Origin of the sequence: Bergeyella zoohelcum ATCC 43767 (assembly GCF_000301075.1) — a bacterium.
Taxonomy (GTDB): Bacteria; Bacteroidota; Bacteroidia; order Flavobacteriales; family Weeksellaceae; genus Bergeyella; species Bergeyella zoohelcum.
The window spans coordinates 1,435,272-1,452,126 of sequence record NZ_JH932293.1 but is presented as its reverse complement, the minus strand read 5'-3'; the positions used below and the strand labels follow the sequence as shown (position 1 = coordinate 1,452,126).

At 35.0% G+C, this 16,855-nt stretch carries 26 protein-coding genes; all 26 read right to left on the bottom strand.

The annotated features are described in order from the left end of the window. Positions 1 to 9: 9 nt before the first annotated feature. The 26 genes from HMPREF9699_RS06700 to HMPREF9699_RS06580 all read right to left on the bottom strand — a co-directional run bounded on the left by HMPREF9699_RS06700 (position 10) and on the right by HMPREF9699_RS06580 (position 16,844). Complete coding sequence (locus HMPREF9699_RS06700; RefSeq protein ID WP_002663496.1) at positions 10 to 591, bottom strand: IbrB-like domain-containing protein; 582 nt, start codon at positions 589 to 591, stop codon at positions 10 to 12. Then, complete coding sequence (locus HMPREF9699_RS06695) at positions 573 to 1,703, bottom strand: phosphoadenosine phosphosulfate reductase domain-containing protein (RefSeq protein WP_002663494.1); 1,131 nt, start codon at positions 1,701 to 1,703, stop codon at positions 573 to 575. Before HMPREF9699_RS06695 ends, HMPREF9699_RS06700 begins: the two co-directional genes overlap by 19 nt. Beyond that, the gene (locus HMPREF9699_RS06690) at positions 1,696 to 2,568 is read right to left on the bottom strand and encodes a hypothetical protein (protein ID WP_002663492.1); all 873 of its coding nucleotides are present in this window, start codon (positions 2,566 to 2,568) and stop codon (positions 1,696 to 1,698) included. The genes HMPREF9699_RS06695 and HMPREF9699_RS06690 overlap by 8 nt, the downstream gene beginning before the upstream one ends. Next, positions 2,565 to 3,788 (bottom strand): DEAD/DEAH box helicase, encoded by a 1,224-nt coding sequence (locus HMPREF9699_RS06685; RefSeq protein ID WP_002663491.1) that lies wholly within the window; start codon positions 3,786 to 3,788, stop codon positions 2,565 to 2,567. Before HMPREF9699_RS06685 ends, HMPREF9699_RS06690 begins: the two co-directional genes overlap by 4 nt. Then, entirely contained in the window at positions 3,785 to 4,141 is a 357-nt protein-coding gene (locus HMPREF9699_RS10825; protein ID WP_147292181.1) for a hypothetical protein, read from the bottom strand. The genes HMPREF9699_RS06685 and HMPREF9699_RS10825 overlap by 4 nt, the downstream gene beginning before the upstream one ends. Before the next feature lie 58 nt (positions 4,142 to 4,199). Next, positions 4,200 to 4,655 (bottom strand): hypothetical protein, encoded by a 456-nt coding sequence (locus tag HMPREF9699_RS06675; protein WP_002663488.1) that lies wholly within the window; start codon positions 4,653 to 4,655, stop codon positions 4,200 to 4,202. Between the two features lie 128 nt (positions 4,656 to 4,783). Further along, complete coding sequence (locus HMPREF9699_RS06670; protein ID WP_002663486.1) at positions 4,784 to 6,499, bottom strand: hypothetical protein; 1,716 nt, start codon at positions 6,497 to 6,499, stop codon at positions 4,784 to 4,786. Beyond that, complete coding sequence (locus HMPREF9699_RS06665) at positions 6,471 to 7,121, bottom strand: hypothetical protein (RefSeq protein WP_002663484.1); 651 nt, start codon at positions 7,119 to 7,121, stop codon at positions 6,471 to 6,473. Before HMPREF9699_RS06665 ends, HMPREF9699_RS06670 begins: the two co-directional genes overlap by 29 nt. Then, on the bottom strand, positions 7,099 to 7,425 hold the full coding sequence (locus HMPREF9699_RS06660; protein ID WP_002663482.1) for a hypothetical protein: 327 nt from the start codon (positions 7,423 to 7,425) through the stop codon (positions 7,099 to 7,101). Before HMPREF9699_RS06660 ends, HMPREF9699_RS06665 begins: the two co-directional genes overlap by 23 nt. Positions 7,426 to 7,467: 42 nt before the next feature. After that, positions 7,468 to 7,725: a hypothetical protein gene (locus HMPREF9699_RS06655; protein WP_002663480.1), complete on the bottom strand. Its 258-nt coding sequence runs from the start codon at positions 7,723 to 7,725 to the stop codon at positions 7,468 to 7,470. Further along, positions 7,722 to 8,306, bottom strand: coding sequence for a hypothetical protein (locus tag HMPREF9699_RS06650; RefSeq protein ID WP_002663479.1), 585 nt, complete (start codon positions 8,304 to 8,306; stop codon positions 7,722 to 7,724). Before HMPREF9699_RS06650 ends, HMPREF9699_RS06655 begins: the two co-directional genes overlap by 4 nt. After that, positions 8,284 to 9,099 carry a hypothetical protein gene (locus tag HMPREF9699_RS06645; RefSeq protein ID WP_002663477.1) on the bottom strand — a complete coding sequence of 272 codons (816 nt, stop codon included), beginning with the start codon at positions 9,097 to 9,099 and terminating at the stop codon, positions 8,284 to 8,286. The genes HMPREF9699_RS06650 and HMPREF9699_RS06645 overlap by 23 nt, the downstream gene beginning before the upstream one ends. A gap of 85 nt (positions 9,100 to 9,184) precedes the next feature. Next, positions 9,185 to 9,403, bottom strand: a complete 219-nt coding sequence (locus HMPREF9699_RS06640) for a hypothetical protein (RefSeq protein ID WP_147292182.1) — start codon at positions 9,401 to 9,403, stop codon at positions 9,185 to 9,187. Position 9,404: 1 nt separating this feature from the next. Further along, the gene (locus HMPREF9699_RS06635; RefSeq protein ID WP_002663469.1) at positions 9,405 to 9,671 is read right to left on the bottom strand and encodes a hypothetical protein; all 267 of its coding nucleotides are present in this window, start codon (positions 9,669 to 9,671) and stop codon (positions 9,405 to 9,407) included. Positions 9,672 to 9,676: 5 nt separating this feature from the next. Further along, complete coding sequence (locus HMPREF9699_RS06630; protein WP_002663466.1) at positions 9,677 to 10,021, bottom strand: hypothetical protein; 345 nt, start codon at positions 10,019 to 10,021, stop codon at positions 9,677 to 9,679. 201 nt (positions 10,022 to 10,222) lie between these two features. After that, positions 10,223 to 10,717: a hypothetical protein gene (locus tag HMPREF9699_RS06625; RefSeq protein WP_002663464.1), complete on the bottom strand. Its 495-nt coding sequence runs from the start codon at positions 10,715 to 10,717 to the stop codon at positions 10,223 to 10,225. Between the two features lie 2 nt (positions 10,718 to 10,719). Then, positions 10,720 to 11,631, bottom strand: coding sequence for an exonuclease domain-containing protein (locus HMPREF9699_RS06620; RefSeq protein ID WP_002663462.1), 912 nt, complete (start codon positions 11,629 to 11,631; stop codon positions 10,720 to 10,722). 111 nt (positions 11,632 to 11,742) lie between these two features. Next, positions 11,743 to 12,591: a hypothetical protein gene (locus HMPREF9699_RS06615; protein ID WP_002663461.1), complete on the bottom strand. Its 849-nt coding sequence runs from the start codon at positions 12,589 to 12,591 to the stop codon at positions 11,743 to 11,745. 114 nt (positions 12,592 to 12,705) lie between these two features. Continuing rightward, positions 12,706 to 13,095: a DUF5053 domain-containing protein gene (locus HMPREF9699_RS06610; protein ID WP_002663460.1), complete on the bottom strand. Its 390-nt coding sequence runs from the start codon at positions 13,093 to 13,095 to the stop codon at positions 12,706 to 12,708. A gap of 48 nt (positions 13,096 to 13,143) precedes the next feature. Next, positions 13,144 to 13,296 (bottom strand): hypothetical protein, encoded by a 153-nt coding sequence (locus HMPREF9699_RS11215; protein WP_002663459.1) that lies wholly within the window; start codon positions 13,294 to 13,296, stop codon positions 13,144 to 13,146. A 142-nt stretch (positions 13,297 to 13,438) separates the two neighbouring features. Beyond that, a complete protein-coding gene (locus tag HMPREF9699_RS06605) occupies positions 13,439 to 13,834 on the bottom strand; it encodes a hypothetical protein (protein WP_002663458.1) in 396 nt (131 codons plus the stop codon). 27 nt (positions 13,835 to 13,861) lie between these two features. Next, the gene (locus tag HMPREF9699_RS06600) at positions 13,862 to 14,041 is read right to left on the bottom strand and encodes a type II toxin-antitoxin system HicA family toxin (RefSeq protein WP_002663457.1); all 180 of its coding nucleotides are present in this window, start codon (positions 14,039 to 14,041) and stop codon (positions 13,862 to 13,864) included. A 149-nt stretch (positions 14,042 to 14,190) separates the two neighbouring features. Next, positions 14,191 to 14,610: a hypothetical protein gene (locus tag HMPREF9699_RS06595; RefSeq protein WP_002663456.1), complete on the bottom strand. Its 420-nt coding sequence runs from the start codon at positions 14,608 to 14,610 to the stop codon at positions 14,191 to 14,193. Positions 14,611 to 14,628: 18 nt separating this feature from the next. Further along, positions 14,629 to 15,072 (bottom strand): hypothetical protein, encoded by a 444-nt coding sequence (locus HMPREF9699_RS06590; RefSeq protein ID WP_002663455.1) that lies wholly within the window; start codon positions 15,070 to 15,072, stop codon positions 14,629 to 14,631. Continuing rightward, entirely contained in the window at positions 15,050 to 15,919 is an 870-nt protein-coding gene (locus HMPREF9699_RS06585) for a hypothetical protein (protein ID WP_002663454.1), read from the bottom strand. The genes HMPREF9699_RS06590 and HMPREF9699_RS06585 overlap by 23 nt, the downstream gene beginning before the upstream one ends. A 13-nt stretch (positions 15,920 to 15,932) precedes the next feature. Beyond that, positions 15,933 to 16,844: a DUF6712 family protein gene (locus tag HMPREF9699_RS06580; RefSeq protein WP_002663453.1), complete on the bottom strand. Its 912-nt coding sequence runs from the start codon at positions 16,842 to 16,844 to the stop codon at positions 15,933 to 15,935. Between the last annotated feature and the right edge of the window lie 11 nt (positions 16,845 to 16,855).

The following is a 16,855-nucleotide window of genomic DNA, read 5'->3' as shown; positions in this document are numbered from 1 at the left end:
TTTTCTAATTTAATTACCTACTTCCCAAGAATTTGAAAATTCTAAATCCTTATATATTTCTGCGATTTTTACGTTTCGTTTTAGTCGTAAAAACTCGTCAGCATCTATGCCTAACTGTTTACAAATGTCGTAATCCTCCATACCGAGTTCTATCATTCGCTTAACCAGTTCAGCATTCAAGTCGATTTTGTGAACGCCCCGAGCTTTGTTGAATTGTACCGTTGCTGCTAATCTTTTTTCCATAGAATGGTCAAGAATAACTAATGGCTTGTAAGTAAGATCAAGCCACTTTTTCCCTGTGATAACATCACGGTGATACCCGTCAATAATAACAAATTTGTCGATTTCATTGTCAAAAATAGCGACAATCCCGAAAGCAAAACCATTTTCAACGATGGAGGTTTTCAGTAACTCCATTTTATCCTTTGCTACGTGATTAGGGTTGTAATCGTTGGGTAAAATCATTGATTTATGAACCAAAACGGCGTTCAAAACAGGGAATTTTATCCCATTTTCTTCATATATACATTGGTTGGACTTCCATTTTAGGAAATCTTCTTTAGTATTTATTTTTATAAAATTTGCATCCATTTTTCTCGTATTTTTTCTGCTGGGTCAAATTCAAAATTGTTTATTTTCTTGAAGTTGTGAATGTCGTAAATAAGTATCCTATTTACCTGTTGCTTCACAACATAATCATTCTGATATTGCTTGGAGTATCGTTTTCGAAAAATATCGGCGTGTTCCTGATTAGGCAGTGTGTCCAGTAGATAATCCCGATATTCGATCCAAGTAGCAAAGTTTTTGGGCAATTTCTCAGCTTTGTAAATTCCGCCACCACGCCCTGCGTATTCCTGTGCTGTGGAAACTCCCTGACATCTGTCAATCATTCGGTCAAATAGTTTCGGTTCAAACTCCTGCAGATCGGCAATGCACTCGTAGGCTTTTTCATGCAATAGATTGGATAATCGCATTTTATTAGGCGAATAACCTTTGAGCCAAAAGTAATCGTACATCTTGTTGTAGTCCAAATTATTCTTTGCCAAGTAAATCCAAATGTCTCGGAAGTTCCAATCGTATATCGGATAAAATTTGATGTGATGATTTCCTTTGGTTGACCAAGGTATGCCTTTTACGCCGGGATTCTTTGTTACAGCTCTGAATCGGTCAAGGCTTTCATCGGCTCGTAACCCAATAATTTGTGCTGTTGATTCTGCATTACGGAACAAAGCCTCCATACATTGTACTAATCCGTAAAATCCGTACATTTTCTTTTCAGGAAATTGATACGGCACATCGGAAACATCCCAAGTAATTTCTTTGGTTGCCTTTATTTTTTGTCCACGAATCCAAACCGATTTTTTTTCGGGATTCCAAGGGTCTATTTCGTTTTGACTCATCGAACTGGTGTTCGTAAGCATACACGGAATTTGAAACCACAGCGGAATAACTGTAGGCAATTTCATCATTTTATCAATGAAATCAATAGTACTGCTGTATTCAATTTCTTGGTCAAGATAGAACAAATAAAATTTTCTTCCTTTTTTTTGAGCTACTTCGTGAGCCAAGTAAGTACAAATCGTGCTGTCTTTCCCGCCCGACAACGAAACCACTACATTTTTGTAGTTATCAAAAATATATTCCATCCGCTCCAAGGCAGCTTGATACACATTTTTATCTCTATTGTATATTTTTTTAGCCATTGAGTAACGCTATAAGTTTGTTATGTCGTTCCAAAGCTCCAAAGGTCAAAGACAATTCTATCTCGTCAGCTCCGTAATATTCAGAACTGTAAAAAATTACTTTTTTAGGATTTTTCAACAGAATTTCTTTGTATAAATTTTTCCTGCCATTCGCATCGTTGCGAATGATTTGAATGGCGTCCGCATCAATTTCTTTTTTAATCGCTTTCTTTTTGCTCTCGGTATTTTCAATGTAATCGATAAGCATCCGGATTACTTTCGGTTTGCTGAATTTATCCACCATAATAATCTGTTTTTTCAGTTTTTCATATTCTGCCTTTTCTTTTTTTGTAGGCGAATATTTCACAACCTCCAATTCCAGCGGTTGGGTAGAAATCTGCATATACGGAGCAATTTTTTTATAATAGTTTTCGACTTGATTCCCATCAAAATCTTTATATGCACCCGTGTTATAAAATTCTTGTACTGAGCTTCCTATGATATTTGGGTCGATGTACAAAAATGGGCGATAAATTGCTTTTTCCGTGTTGTAGAATGCAAACCCGTCAATGATAAAAGTTTCTTTCGCTTGTTGCGAAAGCGGATGCAACTTCGTGTAAGGCTTGATGTAATTCGCTTGGAATGAGCAATAATCTAACCCTAAATCAATCAAAAATAAAGTCGTTTTGCTATCCACTTGCCCTAAAAGTTTTAAAAAGGTTTGATCGTCATAAAGTTCATCCAGCTTTATGAATTTATCAAAATAACTTTCCAAACCCCTTAACGGTATTTTGTTGTAAACCGCAAATCGCTTCCCGAATGGTTTTACTTTTTTTATAAAATGCATTCTTTCGGGAATACTATTGGAAACCAAATATTTTTTCATAACACTTTTCTTAATTGTTCTCTACTAATTTTCTTCAGATATTCCGAAACTCCAATTTTCTTCTTATTATTTTCAGAAATCAAGGTTTCAAGCCCGACATCTCCAGTAAGGCTCAAATATCTGCAGTCTTGCTCTTGCCCAACACGATAATTCCTGTGTTTGGATTGGGCAACATCGCCATAATCCCAAGTCTTGTCAAAATACACCGTGTATGGTAGATGCTGTAGATTCAGTCCGTAGCTTCCCGTCTTGTAATTCAGTACGGTAGCTTTCGGAAATCTCCGTTTGCATTCTTCCATTGAGCGGATATATTTCACGAAAATTATGCTTTTTTCTTCGGGATATTTCCCGAACCACTCTTTGACCGCTTCAAATTTCTCTTCGGAACAGCAGTAGCCGTGTTGCATTTTCTGCGTAAGTTCCAAGAAAATATTATTATTCATCATCATCAGCTTTTCATCGTCTAAATATTCCGTTTTCAATCGGTAATACTCCTGCTTATCTTCATCACTAATGGAGTAGCTAACATCTTCGTAAATCTGCTGAATTTGTAAATCCAAATCGGACTCAAATACATATTGCCCAATGAGTGAGTACAGATAATCAATGTTTTCGTATCCTGTAATGAACTCTTTGGAATACTCCTTATACCCACCGAAACGCTTGGTGACAGTGGTGTATCTGCAAAAAGTATTTTTAAATTCTGGTAAACTCATTCGCAAAATGCGAGGGTCAAGGAAATTCATCTGCGGGTACAAATCCAATAAATCACGGGTTACGGGTTCACCGTTCAAAATCAATTTGAACTCTACCATTTCCGATAGTTGCAGCAACCGTTGGGTTCTTTTGGCACCGATGTTCTTAATTTTGATACTCTCGTCCACGACAAGGAAAGTCTTCCAAGTGGTAGATATTTTTTTGAACAGCTGCAAAAATTGCCTATCCGACTGCCCAATAGTTTCTACGCCGATGTAAATCACTTCTTTGGCTTTGAAGCCGCCCCATTTCTGTACTTCATCGGAAATCTTCGGAATATTTGGTTCTTTCGGTTGAATTATCCGCAGGGGAGCGACATATACTACTAAATCTAAATCTTCTACTTGATTGACCAACTCAACGGTAACACGGGTTTTGCCTGTACCCATTTTCATAAATAAAGCCCCCACCTTCCAGTCAGAGCGGTGGGCAAGGGCTTTTTCTTGTTGGGGTAAGAGCCTCATTTCTTTAAATCTTTTATGCTGTTATCTGAAATAGTCTCTACCCTCTCGGGTTCGTGGTGGGTTATTTCCACTTCTACCGTTTCTTTTTCTATAATTTTCAAGGTCTCTTGCTCAACAGCTCGGTTTACCTCTTTATCTACTACCCCGAAGGCTTCTCGCATTTCATTCGGAGTTAGGTACTCTTGCCGAATAATGGTTTTACTATTAAATCTTCCTTGCCCGTAAAGAATTACCCGAAATTCAAAATCTTCTGTAAACGAAAAAGTTATATGATAGCCCTTTCCTCCTTGTAACCGAACTAATTTCTTCGGATGCCAAAATGCATATCCCTTATATTGAGACCTATTGGGCATTTTTATTAGAAATGCCCGGTCAGTCTCTGAAATAATATTTTGGGAGTTTATGAATATTTTATCCCAAGTTGCCATTTTTAACGCTTTTTAGAAAATCGTAGTAATCGACATAAGGGACTCTATTCTCTAATTCCCAATCTCTTAACTCTTGCTCTCTTTCTTTTTGCCCTTTTTTTTGCCCATATACATACTTGTATGTGTTAGTGCCGAAACGCTTATCTCTTTTTCTGTTTACTTCTTCACATAATCTGTTGTATTCTCGTCTTTTTTCAAGAAACGTTTCAAATTCTGCTTCATCTACTTCTACTTCTTCTATGGTTATAAATCTATCCGAATCTGAGAAAGAAGTGCCTTCTGCTTCATATACATTTTTTACTCCGTAAGATAATTCGGAAATGTGGTCTCCGTATCCTTTAATTACATTGCCTTCATTATCTGTAAAGGCAATTGAATAATAAGAACCATAATGTCCGTTAGCTCTGTAACAAGGCGACTGAATTAAAAAAGTTTTCATTTTGCGTTCGCTGACTTTATCCTCCTGCTCCGGAGTTTTAAATAGTTATTGAATTATTTATACTGCAAATATAAGGCGTTTACGCCTTATTTCCAAATTTTCAAGTGTTAAAATTTTGTTAAAATTTATCAATCCCCTAGAACTTCAGGAGTTCCCCAGTCTTGAATTTTCTTTTGATCTCCCAGAATTTGCAGCCATTCTTTACGGCATATCAAGTACTTCATAGCATCGGACATATTTGTAGAGTACATAGGCAGTTTCTTTAGTGGCAATTTCTCTGAACTTTTATCTTTGAACAACTGTTTTACTCCCTTTTTGTTGGGCTTCACGATCTGTTTGGCCACATTCATAGACGAAATAAGTTCACGGCACTGATATTTATCAATGAGGATTTCAGGCAATCCTTTATAGGTTCCGTTCATCATCGCTTTTGCCATTTGAAACTCTGTTTGTTGCTCTATATTTCCTTGATTTCTACTTTTGAGAACAACAGACCACCCTGTCTTAACTCCATTGGCATCGAATTCTAAAAATTTCTTAATCTCCGATGCCCAATCCCTTCCTAGGTTCTGATATTGATTTCCTGAGCGGTCAAAATATAAATCGATAACTTTCTTCTTATGATTTTTAAAGAATTCCAAGAATTTAGAGCAAAGTTGCTCCGATGATTCAGGAGCTAAAGTGTAGAAGTTCTTGAGTATTCTAATCAGAGATTTATTTGATTGAGCCACTACCATGGAACATTGTGAACCGAAATCCACCCCTATTTCCAATGGTATATTCGGATTACAGTACTTTAAACCATCAGCGTTTAGTTCCGCATCGTCTCCAGTACTGAACCGCTGATAATAATGGAAGTCAATACCATCATCATATATATGCCTATTTTCAAAGGATACATAGAATTTGTCTCCAGATTCCACCTGTGGCTTAAATGATAATATAGAAGTGTTAAACTCTATTTCTCCTAGTGATGCTAAGGCTGTTTTAAAATAATCCAGCCTTAGCACATCCACATTAACAAACGATGAAGCGATGTAAAAAAATGTAGAATCCTTTCTTAACCGCGTATGAAGCTCCAACAACTTGGCTATTTTCCTTTTAGCCTTGTTTAGCAATCCTTTGTTTCTCTTCCGTGCATATCTCAACGCATCAGCTTTGGCTTCATTCAGTTCCAAAGAAATCTGTAGCAGATATTTCATCTGCTGCACATTCATCTCCTTTTCCCTATCCAAAATCCAGTCATACTCCCCTGGCATAATCACATTAGGATAGTCAGTAGTAAATGTAACTCCCAAATAATATGGAGAATGCCCAAAAATAGTAGAATCTCCACGCAAGGCGGGGAAAAGTCTATCTATCCTCTTTTTTTCCAAATACTTCGTTTCATCTCCTATCAAATGCTGATAAGAGTTTCCCGCTCCAGAGCTGGGCGTATCCATGGAAATGTAATTGAAGAAATTCCCCGTAAATGTAGAAATAGTATGCTTATAAGTTTGTGGGGCTTTGTACGGTTTTTTAAAATGAGCAGGAGGTGGTTCATCCACCACATAATGAATTCCTTCCACCCAACCTTTTCTATTCCAACCCTCAATAAGGGAAGGTACTACATTCTTCAGCAAATTAGTATAAGTATCTCCCACAATGGCAATGTAGCATCCTGGCATCTCATAGCAGATGTCCATGGAGCGTTCAGCCAGATAGTCGGTCGTTTTTCCCGTACCACGCCCAAGAATAAGATATTGATTCTTAACTTGCATCAGGTCTGTAACCATCTTGAGCCAAGTAGCAAAACGCACTTCTACATCTTTAAAATCAGTCCTTGCGTGGATTTTCTTCTTCATCCTGAAAAAGTTTAACTGGTAAAATCAAAGATTCTTGTTTCAGCCTTTCCCTGTGTTTCTCTGTAAGTTCTGGTGTATTTTCGTCTATCCATAGTTCTATGGCTTTTCTATCTTCATTAGGCAGTTCGAAATGCTTATCCATTTCCATGGTGTATATTTTAAATGGCTTTTGAAGTGCTTCATCTGGAAGCTGTACAGGATCATCCTTGTCCAAGCCTCGCATCTTGGCGGCTCTTTCTTTTATTTTGGAAGCCTTTTCTATATCTCCAGTATTTTCGGCCAAAGCTATCGCTAGGTTATATGCCTTATCTAGTTCATCGGCATAGAGATTTCTCCAAGCTACTTTGGAAATTTGATTATCTGAATAGAAGTACTCTATGGCTTCATTATAGAATTGTGTAGCCTTTAATCTATTACCTTTCAGTTCTGGTTCAAAGGCAATAAGATGTTTTATAATAGCTTCTTTACTTCCATAAATGTCGTGCCGAAGCATCATACCACGGATTTTATCCAGCAGACTGACATACGAGGCAAATGCTTCAGGAACCGCTGAGGGCTGCCCTTCTTCTATCCATTCGTACAAATCACTAAGTTCATAGTCAATCAATCTCTTCTTCGCCATATAAAATCCTTTTTTTCAATGCATCTAATTTTTGCCCCCTTCTTACTTTCTCCAATTGCTGATGAGCCGTAATATTCCCCGCCATTGCATTTTCTGCCAATTTCATCCCAGCCTGTGCATCTACCAGCAAAATACCTCTGTCATAATGATAACGAATAAGGGAATCTTTATTGTTCCAATCTTTCATAAATTCCTTTTTGGGTACATCTAGATACATGGCTATTTGCCAAGGAGCATATCCTGCACCAGCCAATTGCTCTATTTGTTCCAGCTGTTCATCGGCAAGACGAAGTGTGGCTATCATATTTTTTTAAAAAAAAGTGATAAAATAATTGCCTACGGTGGCTCACCGTTCAAAAAAATTCATTGAAATATATTGCATGGATACAGAACCTAATACAGAGCCTATGAGATAGGCTATCATCATAATAGGTCGGTCAAAATTCTGAACTATTTCGCGAATAACCAATAGCCAAATGCCATTGCTGATAACACTGGCAATGGCATTATACCCTAAGCTATTGCTATTTCTCGCACGGCTTACCATTGTAAAGCTGGCATTTTGGAGCAATACCAGTGCGAACATTTTTAAGATTTCTATCATTCAAATATCGTTTTTCTGAAGTTAAATATGGCTTCTGAATTGGCAAGAACATACTGCTCCAGCTGAGCGTTTTCGCTCCAGTTCCCAGAACCTTCTAAAACAAGGTGAAAATCCCCCGCTTTTATCAGGCACACTTTGCTATGATTCCAAAAGTATTTCACTTGAAAATTAGCATTATGTTTTGCTACGCCCTCTAGTACATCTATGGTAACGGGATTCCGTTTTATCATAGAATCCGAGATAAGTAGAGTTACTTCACCTATTCTTCCTTTTTGCTGCAGTTCCTGCAAGGCTTCTATCACACGCCTACTGATGCTGTAAGTAGAAGCATAGAGTTCTTCTATAAAATGCCTTTTTGCCAACCAAGGGATAAAAGTAAAGGCATTAAATGCCTTTACTGTATGCAAGAAAAATATTTCGCCCTCCTGAGGAATACGCACCAAATCATTAAGATTATCAATCCGTTCCAAATGACTATTGAGATAGGCAGAATGGGATTTGGATTCACCCAGTTTTGGCAGCTCTTTTTTTTCGCTAAAATCTTTTAACGAAAAAAACTTATTCTGCTTTAAGCCTTTCATTGATTAGAGATTGCTCTTTTTCAAATTCAGCCAGTTTTTTAGCGTGTTTCTCTTTGTCTTCTGTAGTTTGAGACTCTTCTATTTTCTTTTTTGCCTTAGAAATATTTGATTTTACATTATTACGGGCCTTGGCTAAATCTTCCATGCTCATAGCATCTACCTTTCTCTGAAGCCTTAGATCTCCAAAAATTTCATGCTCCCCAAGAACTTCACCAGTCTTGGCATAATGTTCTAGCTCAGCATGTATCTCTCTATTGAGTTCAAAATTTTTCAGAAGGTCCTCTGCTATTGCATAAATTTCTTCATTATTTTCTGCTTCTTCCTTATCTCCCACTGCTTGTAGTACCTCATGCTTTTCCTTTGCCTTTGTAAATGCAGTGATAGCATCATTTACCAAAATTTTAAATTCCACTGGACAATTCTCATCTCTTAGGAATGGATAACTGGTAGAAAGTTTTAGCCCTGTTTTTTCTTCGTCATTGAGTTCTTGGAGGATTTCAGAGAAACGGCTTTTCAATGGCTGACGCCCTACTGTTACTTCATTTTCAGCTTCCTGTGTATTGATTTTAGCTTCTTCTTCCTTGAAATTTCTGATTTCAGAATCAGATATCTGTAGATGTTGCTTTATATCATATTCCAAAGAAACCAACCCTTCTTCTGTATATCCTCTGGCGTTATAACTACGAATCAAATTAGGATTACCGCTGCTAAGAATAAGGATATTCAAAAATTCATTGAATTTTTCTTGTGGTCTTTTCGTGCTTTTAATAATCGCTATTGCCTTATTTTTCATTATCTCAAATTTTACACAAAAAAAGGCAACTCATTTGAGTTGCCGTGCATCACTATTTAATAAGAAAAATCGTTGGTCAAATGTCTTATTTATAGTGATTTTTTTTGTTAACTAATCCTACAGATGAAGCCGCCATCCCCACATATCTAAAAATATTCTTATCAAATGGAAAAGTAATGTACACATCTTCATCTTCTAATATCATTGTGTCCCCTTCTCGGTAGAAAAGACTTTCTGCCTCTACGAAATTTTCATTCTCATCTTCTAAATCTACCGTATTCCTATAGTAAACCCTCGTTTCCATGCTATCCATTTTCTTTCCTGAATATGTAGTTAAGATCTGCAAATGCGTGTAAAAACTTATAAAACTCATCCTTATATGCTTCGCAAAGATGATGGAGTTTTATAATCTCATCCAGAAGCTCTTTTATAAACTCTGTTTCCGAAACTTCATCAGTCTTCAGTATCTCTTTTTGTGCTTCCAGAATCTTGTAGATAAACTTCTTATCCTCCTTAGCCTTATCATGAAAATCTGCTAAGAATATAGCAAGTGGGTAAGTAAAATCCTCCATTATAATTACGCTACGGTTTTAGGGTTTGACATTTGAAGTTTGATATTTGATATTTCAGAATATCTCTCGTGGAATATCTGCAGGCATCTGCGGTACGCTCTAGTAAAGGTAGCACCACAAGCGTACGCATTTTGCTCTTTATTTTTGAAACGACAGAAATACACGCCGTTTTCTCTCTTCATTTGGAAAGAACCACCGTATAGCTTAATAAATTGAGCTGGAGAAACTAATGACTTTTTTAAGCTGAATAGCTTTCTTCTTCTTTTAGAAATGGCTCCGTGTCGTGGAGTAGCCGCTACAGACAAGATACTATTATTCCCTTGTGTGTGATTTTTTACCGAGTGTTGCATTTGTAAAAAATATATTTTGATAAAAAAGAAAGCGTGGCTTTCCCTAAGTTGCAACACTCACTACTTGCGAAACAAATAGAACGGAATCACCACGCCAATGCGTTTATATATAATATGATAAAATCTAACGGAATGCCCCGCAAATAATTAAGTGTTGCGGTGCAAATATAGACATTTTGTTTGGACAAAAAAAGAAAAATTTTAAAATAATTCGTTTTGTGGCTTTTTTAACATCTCCTCATACAAATTATCTTGGTATTCTGCTTTAAAATATTTTTGTATAAACCTTTTTCTATCAGAATAATATTGTAAAAAATCCGTTTCTTTTATTATCATAACATCTGCAGATATTTTTTTATTTTTTTCATCTGCAAGGCTTTGCCTTTTGTTCACTCTATTAATAAAGAACAAAACATCTTCTGAATAATTACCATTCAAAGCATTGTCATAATCTTCATCACTGATAATGAAAATAGAAAAATCATTTTTTTCCTCTTTCCAAGAATCACTTACACATATCCCATTAAATTCGCCTACTTTGTAAGGTATGGATTTCTCTTTAATGTTTTTAGAACAATATACATATATCCCAGAAAATGTATTAAATCTAACATTCACCAAAAAACGCTCTCTGAAAATATCTATCACTCTAGAATTAAGAAATAATGGTTTGGGGAAATTCACTCTTTTTGCCATAATTATAAGTTGAATAGTTTCAAAAATTCTTGTTCATCTATGGTGGCTATTCCAAGTTTTTCTATTTGTTCCAACTTTTTTGGACCAGCCTTTTCGCCTATTACTACAAAATCGGTTCTGGAAGATATAGAGGTATTAATATCTGCTCCTATGTTGTATAGTAATTTTGCCATTTCTTCTCTTACAGGAAACGACTGAAATACACCCGTTATCACCACTCTTTTTTGATATAAAGGATGAGAGGTGTCTTCCACATCAGTTTTCATTTGTTTTAGTTCCGATGATATTTTTCTTGCTTCCTTATTTTTAGCAATTTCTTCTTTATTACTACCTAATAAACTTCCTTTTCTTGCTCTTGATTTAGGAACATAATCTAAAGTAAAATTAAAATTAGAATCCAAAGTAAAATGCTCATATAACAACAATCCCAATTCTGCTGTTTTCTTAGCATCGTATAAAGCATTGTGATACTTTGAATTTTCAAAAGGAACGGCAACCAATTGACAAATATCTTGAAGTGTATAATCTTTTAGATGTTTGAATAAATTTTTAGAAAGCGTAAGCGTATCAACCATTTTAAAAGAAAGGTCGTAAATGGAGAGATTGTATAACTTCAAAGTTTGTTCTAAAACAGTTCTTTCAAAATTTTCTCCATTATGAGCGATAATAGTTCTGTTATCAATGTAAGGTTTTATTTCATCCCACACCTCTATAAATGTAGGTTTGTCAGCTGTCATTTCTGGAGTAATACCGTGAATATTGATATTTATCTTACTATAACGATTTTCAAAAGGCTGAATAAGCCATTCTCTTTCTTCTACAATCTTTGAGTTTTCTACCACGCAAACCCCAACAGCACAAGTGCTTGAACGAAGTTCATTCGCTGTTTCAAAATCTATTGCAACAAAATCCATAATATATTTTTTCCTACAAATATACGCTTAAATAGTTTTTGTCTTGACATTTTGTAAAGACAAAGAGTAAATACAAAAAAATCTGCAAAAAGTTGCAGATTTTTTTTAGATTTATTTCCCTTCCGCTTTATCTAATAGACTATTCAATAAATTAATGTTATCTATTATATCATCATCTAGCCAAACATCATCTGTTATTTTAACGGCTTTAGAAGTTCCGTCCATATATATAATATTTACAGAGAAAAGTTTGAGCGTATTTACCACATCTGTAAGCCATACATTATCAAACTCCCAAGAACCTGTATCGTATTGTTCTACTGGACCTATACCTTTTCTTGAAGCATTATAAGCACCAGCTTTATACAAGACCTTGTCTTTTACAGGGTTTAGCCCATAGAAATTGAAAGTAATGTATTTAATTGTTTTTTTAGAAACATTCATTATCTTAAACTCTGCCCCAGTCATAGAATAATTATCCGTAGGCACAGCCCTCATAATAGCTACTCCATACTTTTTATAAGAATCAAGCTTTTCAAATTCTTTTAAAAATAAATATTTCAGATTCACTATGGATTTCTGTTTAGAATACTCTCTAAGGTCTGTTTTTTCCTTTGCGATATTTACATTATCTATAAATTGATTCAGTTCTATCTTTTCAGTATCTTTATATAAAAGAAATGTTTCAGCATCATATTCTGAAAAATATTCACCCCCTGTATGATAACCTTTAAAAACAATTTTATCCCCACATTTATATACATCATTCACTTGGAAAATATTTAGACTATCTCTATACGCTTCGCTATCTAATACTTTATTAGACAATTTACATCCATCTTGTGAAAATGTTTTGTACAACGGAGTATCAATATCAATGGAAGCAAAAAAATTTAAGGAATCAGATTTTTGAGCCAACGCTAAAAATGGCATAAATAATAAAAGTAATAGTGTTCTCATATTTTTTAAATTTTCCCACAAATATACTCTTTTTGTCCATATACTTTGTAAAGACAAAAAGCCCCAAACTCGGCTCAAGGTTTGGGGCGTGGTGTTAAAAAATCATACAAGTATCTACAAAGAAACACTTATAGAGCCTAATTTTTGTGATAAATCTTGCAGGGCAAAATTTAGGGTTTTTATCTCTTCTTCTGTAAAAGACGCAGGTTTACCATTTACGGAATTTCCGTTTAATCTTTGGTAGAACCACGCTTTTGATTTACCGAAATAATTTTCTGCAATATAGGATAGTGGTAAAATGGGCAAAACGCTTTCTAGCTGTTGCCTTATCACTATTTTTTCGGCGTGTATTCTTGTTTCTTTTAAAGTTTCTACCATTGCTTCTGCCCATTGTTCGCTGTCTTCATTCATGAGTAGTTGCATTTCTTTATCTATGGCTTCTTTTTCCTGCTCATTCGTAGCATTTACGAAGCGTTCTTTTAGCTCTCTTACTTTATCTATCATCTTGTTTTTTTTTATTGTAAAGCCCCCTTGTTAGAGGGCTTTTAGTTATTAATCCATTTTTTTAATTTCTTTCATTAAGTCTCTTATTTCATTATCCATTGTCTTTTTCATTCTTGGAGACCTTACACTTAGCTCTTTGTAGTAGGTAAGATAGAAAACCAATTCGTCTATCTTTTTCTGCTTTTCTTCTGATACTTTCATTTTGTATGATTTTTTTAACACTACAAATATAATAATCTTTTTATTATTACGCAAGTTTTTTGAGGAAAATTTTTGAAAAAAAATAAGAAACCCCACATTAGTTGTGGGGCGGTTGAACTGAAGTAAAAGTGTTGAATTGATACTAAAGTTCTATTTGTAAAAGTTCTCTTCCCAAAGCGTGAAGTCCCTCTTGTATTTTTCTTCTTTGGGCTTCTCGTGGTTTTTTCAGCCCAGTAGCATAGTGATGTATTTGTTTTTGATTGATGCCCGTGATTTTCTCAAAGGCGGGATTTCCCAATATACCTTTGTAGTACTGCAAAAGGCTTTCTGTATCAAATTTATATGCTATCTCGTAAGAGCCTTTCAATATTTCAGGCACTTCTGAAAAATTTTCTTTTATGGTATCTATACCATCTAAGATGCTTTGCTTCACTGCTCTTACATCATCGCCCATTCCGTAAATCCCCTCTACATTTTTCGCATAAGCACCGTATGTACCGTCTGATGCTCTTTCTATTATGATTTCTATTTTTTTCATTGCTATTATGGTTTTAATAGGGGCTTTTTACAGCCCCATTTGTTTTCTTAAACTTTTTTCTAATCCGTAAGGTATTTCCTTACTTCCGTGGTTGGGGATACTCACTTCTATTGTTCCGTTTGTCCAAATTTCGTGACTTCCCTTTCCTTGTCTGAGAAATCGCCAACCTTTCTTTTTGATTTCTCTGAAAAACTCGTTACATTTCATAGAACTTTTATCTTTATCAATTCAACAGCACAAAGATATACATTTATATACTTATATGCAAGTTTTTTTATATTTTTTTTGAAAAAAAAGCATCACCTAAAGGCAATGCAAAATTTTTAAGGATTTCAAATATCTTATCATTTTGTTCATCAATTATTTACATCATATTCCAATTGTCTGAATTTTTCTTTTATTTCTTCTGTAAATCCAAAAGAAAGTGTACGAATTAAATAGCGTTTATGTCCAGAAGTAGGCTTATTATGTACTGGATGATTGCGTTTCTTTTTTTGCTTTTGTTTCTTCATATCCACAAAACGCATGGGTTTAGGGATGGTATATGTCATCTTATTTTTATCTACTTTAATGGTAGAAGCACTATCCCACTCTGAAGAGCTAAATCCTGTTTTATATTTTCGTTTTTTGCCCGTTCTATTTGTATCTATAGTTCGGGCTTTGCTTCTAGCTTTTTTACTAGAATCCATTACATCTTCACCATACCGCTGGAGGGCAGCACGGATAAATCTCGCTTCTATAACGCCATCGGAAGAATTGCGTTCAGATATTAACATGCATTAAATATTATCATATTATTCCAATGAAAATTCTACGCTCCAGCCATTGCATTGTCCCTTTTTCCATACAGGTACAATATCCAAATCATCTATCTCCAGCATTAGCTCTGGACTGAAACAATTCTCTGAAATTTTTTCTACTAGCTTATCGGCCACTTTTTTTGCTAACTGATAAGTTCGCTCAAAAACATCTATAAATTCATCCTCTGTTAGTTCAGAATAGTCTGTTTTTTCCAAAATCAGAATCTGAGAAATGAGAGTACGCTTGTAGGCATCATTATGTTTTACCCTTGTGCCATAGGAAGGCAATACACCTATAATATAAGCATTGTCTACCTTTTCCCTTTGTTCTAGAGTATTGACCAATTGGCTGTCATCTATTACCAACCATGCCCTATTGATGCCTTTAATCTCTGTTTTTAATTCGTGAATAAATTCACGGAGTTCCTTTGGACTCATTACTTTTATTATTTTCGTCTATTGCTTTTTTCTTTAGTTCATATAGCCGTAGAAGTATCGTCCACATATTGGTAGCCCTTACTTCCTTGTAATTTCCAAATACTCCACTTTCGGCCAAATCATGAATTACGCTATGTATCCCTATACCTGGAATCGTAGATTTTGTTTCTTTTTCATTTCCAATATCTTGATAGATAATGGCTAAATCTATTTCACTCCCCATTACGGAAAGCTGCCCACTAAGAATATAATGCTGCATAGAAGTAAAGAACAAATAAAATCCGAACAAATGCCGTATGTCCGTGTATTTCAGAATGCCTTTTGCTCTTTTTCTGCTCATTTCTATATTGTAAATTTCGCCTTTTGGTAGATAAAAAATAGAAAAGAGCAATCGTAGTGCTTCCACATCACCTGTTTCGTGGAAGTATATATACTCTTCTAAACCATCTACATATTGCCCAAAACTCACATTTTGAAAACCATCTTCAGGTCCGTAATATTTTGTAAATATTCTATAATCAGGGAGATTATTATGTATAAAATCTAATTTTATCGTAATAGTTTCATTTCTATCATCTTTATAAAAAAAATCATCTACCAATTCTGATAATTGGTAAATATTTTGCCATTTGAGACTATTTTGATTGATGTTTTTTAAATCTTTTGGCTTTTTTAAATTGAGCAGTGCATACACCGCCAATACTCTAAAATCAAAATAGGAGATTTCTTTGGCTTGATACATATATAGTAGCTTTGCCATATCAGCATATTGCTGAGCATCACACTCAGCCAAATTCTCTGGAAAGTACAGCGTTTTATTCAAGGAAGGAATATCTATAGGAATCATTACATGTATTTTATTATAAATCCACAAATCCATCACCCACACAAAACCCTAAATCCAAATCAGCATTTCCTTTCTGTACTGAATTGTTTTCCTTGTGTATTCTAGCAATTTCTTCTTCTATTTTTTTTAATTTTTTCTCATAATCTTTTTCAAAAAGCATGGCGAGTTCTAAATACTCTAATTTATCTCCACGCTTTTTATTTTCCCCTTGGCTGATAGCTTTAGAAGTTTGTAAAACTCCATTAGGGAACAATTGAATATTTAATCTACGAAGCCCCCAAGACATAGCATAATCTACGCATGCACTTTGAATATGATACCATATACCTCTGGAAACTAAAGTATTTTTATCTTGATATAAATCTCTTACCCTTGGCTTTATTTCACTTGCTTCAAAGTCCCGAATAGCGGGAATAAGTTTGAGGTATAGATAATGAGATTCATTGATATTAAAAAAACTTTCAAAGGTTTTCAAGTTCGGTATGATAAGTTTAGAATGGTCATACTTCTGAAGATGAATGGTGATATTATGTTCATTCATATATTTCAAAAGTCTATCTAAATGACGGTAATAGAGATTCGCTAATCCCTTATCGTTCTCTTCTATCTGCCACTGGAACGCAGATACATTATGTTCGTCCCTTCGCATCAAACGCCCATTATTAGTAACAGCTAAATCTGCCGTAGGAGCATATATTCTATATGCCTGTAAGGCTATAGCATATTTAGCCATCTGATGTATTTCACTAGGTTCTGATTCATTGGAAAATGAATCGTAAACACTTTGACCAATAAGATCTATCATTTCTGAAGTAGCAATTTCAATAGAAGATTTTAGTCTATTAAATCGCATATCGGCATCCACAAATCCGAGCAATGCTTTAAACTGCTCGGAAAAATTTTCTTTACTAAATAACAGTTTCATTATTTATCTGA